Source organism: Roseateles sp. P5_E11, assembly GCF_054049355.1.
The window spans coordinates 1-2,917 of record NZ_JBFUMO010000664.1; the positions used below are offsets into that span (position 1 = coordinate 1).

4 protein-coding genes are annotated in these 2,917 nt (G+C 65.3%); 2 read left to right on the forward strand and 2 right to left on the reverse strand.

Features of this window, described 5'->3' with window-relative positions; translation table 11 throughout:
* Both ACXJKR_RS28795 and cysS read right to left on the reverse strand, forming a co-directional pair.
* The coding region (locus tag ACXJKR_RS28795; RefSeq protein ID WP_457325753.1) for a DNA-3-methyladenine glycosylase family protein at positions 1-538 on the reverse strand (538 nt) is incomplete at its 3' end.
* Positions 538-1,911 carry a cysteine--tRNA ligase gene (gene cysS, locus ACXJKR_RS28800; RefSeq protein ID WP_457325755.1) on the reverse strand — a complete coding sequence of 458 codons (1,374 nt, stop codon included), beginning with the start codon at positions 1,909-1,911 and terminating at the stop codon, positions 538-540. The genes cysS and ACXJKR_RS28795, both read right to left, overlap by 1 nt.
* Positions 1,912-2,029: 118 nt before the next feature.
* On the opposite strand from cysS, the gene ACXJKR_RS28805 reads away from it, so the two are divergent.
* A complete protein-coding gene (locus ACXJKR_RS28805; RefSeq protein ID WP_056197745.1) occupies positions 2,030-2,557 on the forward strand; it encodes a tetratricopeptide repeat protein in 528 nt (175 codons plus the stop codon).
* A 13-nt stretch (positions 2,558-2,570) separates the two neighbouring features.
* A partial coding sequence (locus tag ACXJKR_RS28810; RefSeq protein ID WP_457325756.1) for a peptidylprolyl isomerase occupies positions 2,571-2,917 on the forward strand: 347 nt, incomplete at its 3' end.

Here is a 2,917-nt window from a genome sequence, read left to right on the forward strand (position 1 = left end):
CCTCGGCGCGGGAGACAGGTTCGCCCGAAAAGTAATTCTGGCTGATGCCCTTCAACAAGCCGATGTCATCCAGGGGCATCACATTGGGGCGCATCAAGTGAAAAATCAAGAACATCTCGGCCGTCCACCGGCCGATGCCACGAATGGCAACGAGCTCTTCGATGATGGCTTCGTCGTCCATCTGCGCCCATTGGCGCACATGAACCTGGCCAGTGTCGAAATGTTCCGCCAGGTCGCGCAGGTATTCGACCTTGCGGGCGGACAGGCCGGCAGCGCGCTGCTCATCCACACCCAGGCCCAGCACGGCGGTCGGCTGGAATTTGGTCATCAGCGCGATCCAGCGGTTCCAGACCGATTGGGCGGCCTTGACCGAGATCTGCTGGCCGACGATGGAGCGGGCCAGCGTCGCGAAGGCGTCGCCGCGGCTCTGCAACCGCGCCTCGCCGAACTKCGGGATGAGCTTCTTCATGACCCGGTCGCGCTTGACCAGGTGCTTGCAGGCCTCGTCCCAATAGGCCGGGATCACTTCGGGCGGCATCAGCTCTTCACCCAGGTCGTGCCGTCGGCACCGTCCTTCAGCATGATGCCCTTGGCCGTCAACTCGGCGCGGATCGCGTCGGCACCCGCAAAGTCCTTGGCGGCCTTGGCGGCAGCGCGGGCCGCGATGCGCGCCTCGATCCAGGCCGCGTCGTCAATGCCCGAGCCGCCCTGCAGATAGGCGCGCGGCTCCTGCTGCAGGACGCCGAGCACGCCGGCCAGCGCCTTCAGCAAGCCGGCACGCTGGGGTGAGCGATCACGGTTGACTTCGTTGACGAGGTCAAACAGCACGGCGATGGCACCGGGCGTGCCGAAGTCCTCGTCCATCGCCGTCTTGAAGGCAGCGGCGCTGGGCTCGCTCCAGTCGACGGCGACTTCGGACGGCGGCACGGCGTCCAACGCCGTGTACAGGCGCGTCAGCGCGGCTCGGGCGTCTTCGAGGTGGGCATCGCTGAAGTTGAACGGCCGGCGATAGTGGGTGCGCAGCATGAAGAAGCGCAGCGTCTCGCCGTCGAACTTCTGCAGCACGTCGCGGATGGTGAAGAAGTTGCCCAGGCTCTTGGACATCTTTTCGCCATCGACGTTCAGGAAGCCGTTGTGCAGCCAGTAGCGCGCGAAGGGGTAGCCCGCACCCTCGCTCTGGGCGATCTCGTTCTCGTGGTGAGGGAACTGCAGATCGGTGCCACCACCGTGGATGTCAAAGCTTTCGCCGAGCAGCGCGCAGCTCATTGCCGAGCACTCGATGTGCCAACCCGGGCGGCCCTCGCCGAAGGGAGCTGCCCACTTGGCGTCCGCCGGCTCCTCGGCCTTGGCGGCCTTCCAGAGCACAAAGTCCAGCGGGTCCAGCTTGCCGTCGTCCACGGCCACGCGTTCGCCGGCGCGCAGGTCATCGATGCTCTTGCCGCTGAGCTTGCCGTAGCCTTCGAACTTGCGCACCGCGTAGTTCACGTCGCCAGTATCAGAACGGTAGGCCAGGCCACGCTCTTCCAGGCGCTCGATCAGCGACAGCATCTGCGGCACGTACTCGGTCGCGCGCGGTTCGTGGTCCGGGCGCAGCAGGCCGACAGCTGCAAAGTCCTCGTGCATCGCCGCGCTCATCTCTTCGGTGAGCTGGCGGATGGTGATGCCGCGCTCGACGGCACGCTTGATGATCTTGTCGTCGATGTCGGTGATGTTGCGCACATAGGTGACGCCGTAACCACTGGCACGCAGCCAGCGGTAGATGACGTCGAACGCCATGTTCATGCGCAGATGCCCCATGTGGCAGAGGTCGTAGACCGTGATGCCGCAAACGTACATGCGCACTTGGCCAGGCACGAGCGGTTGGAAGTCTTCGAGATCTCGGCTGAGGGAGTTGTGAACGCGCAGGGACATGAAAAACGAGGGCAGCAGCCACCAACAAGAAGCCCCGCACCGGGTCCGCCCAGGCGGGGCTCATAGAATGAATTCAGTATAGCGGCCGACCCTGACGCCGCCCCCCGCTACAACCCTCATGCGCCTGCCCTTCCCCACCCTCGCGTTGCCCTGCCTGCTGATCCTGGCGCTGGCAACCACGCCGGTTCGCGCCGACGACCTTGCCAGCGCCCAGCGGCTTTGGCTGGCCGGCCAGAAGAGCCAGGCCGTCGAGCAGGTCGAGCAGGCCCTGACCCGTCAACCTGATGATCTGCAACTGCGCTTCGCACTGGGTGTCATGCGCATGGAACTTGGCGAGCCTGCCAAGGCGACGGCCATCTTCACCCGCCTCACGCAGGACTTCCCCGACCTGGCCGACCCCTACAACAATCTCGCCGTACTGCACGCGGCCGCCGGCGAACTCGACGAAGCCAAGGCCGCGCTGGAGCAGGCCCTGCGCCTGCATCCCGACCATGCCCAGGCCCAGGAAAATCTGGGCGATGTGTTGGTACGCCTGGCTCTGCGCGCCTACCAGCGTGCCCAGAAGTCGGCCCTGATGCCCAGCGACACGCTGGCCGGCAAGATCAACCGCACGCTGGCCCTGACCCGCGAATTGCGCACCCGCTAACCACTCGCCTCCCATGACAAAAATCCTTCCTCTCCTTCTCGCCGGCCTGCTGGCCACGCTGGGCGCCGAGGCCCAGACCGTCAAGCTGCAGACCACCGAAGGCGACATCCGCATCGAACTGAACGCCCAGAAGGCGCCCAAGTCGGTCGCCAACTTCCTGCAATATGTGAAGGCCGGCCACTACAACGGCACGGTCTTCCACCGCGTCATGGCAACCTTCATGATCCAGGGCGGCGGTTACGACGCCAAGCTGAACCAGAAGCCGACCAAGCCGCCCATCCCGCTGGAGTCACACAACGGCCTGACCAATGTGCGCGGCAGCATCGCCATGGCGCGCACCAACGACCCGAACTCGGCGAC

Coding starts and splice junctions, on each gene's coding strand:
- cysS (WP_457325755.1), bottom strand. CDS start 1,911: ATGTCCCTGCGCGTTCACAACTCCCTCAGCCGAGATCTCGAAGACTTC.
- ACXJKR_RS28805 (WP_056197745.1), top strand. CDS start 2,030: ATGCGCCTGCCCTTCCCCACCCTCGCGTTGCCCTGCCTGCTGATCCTG.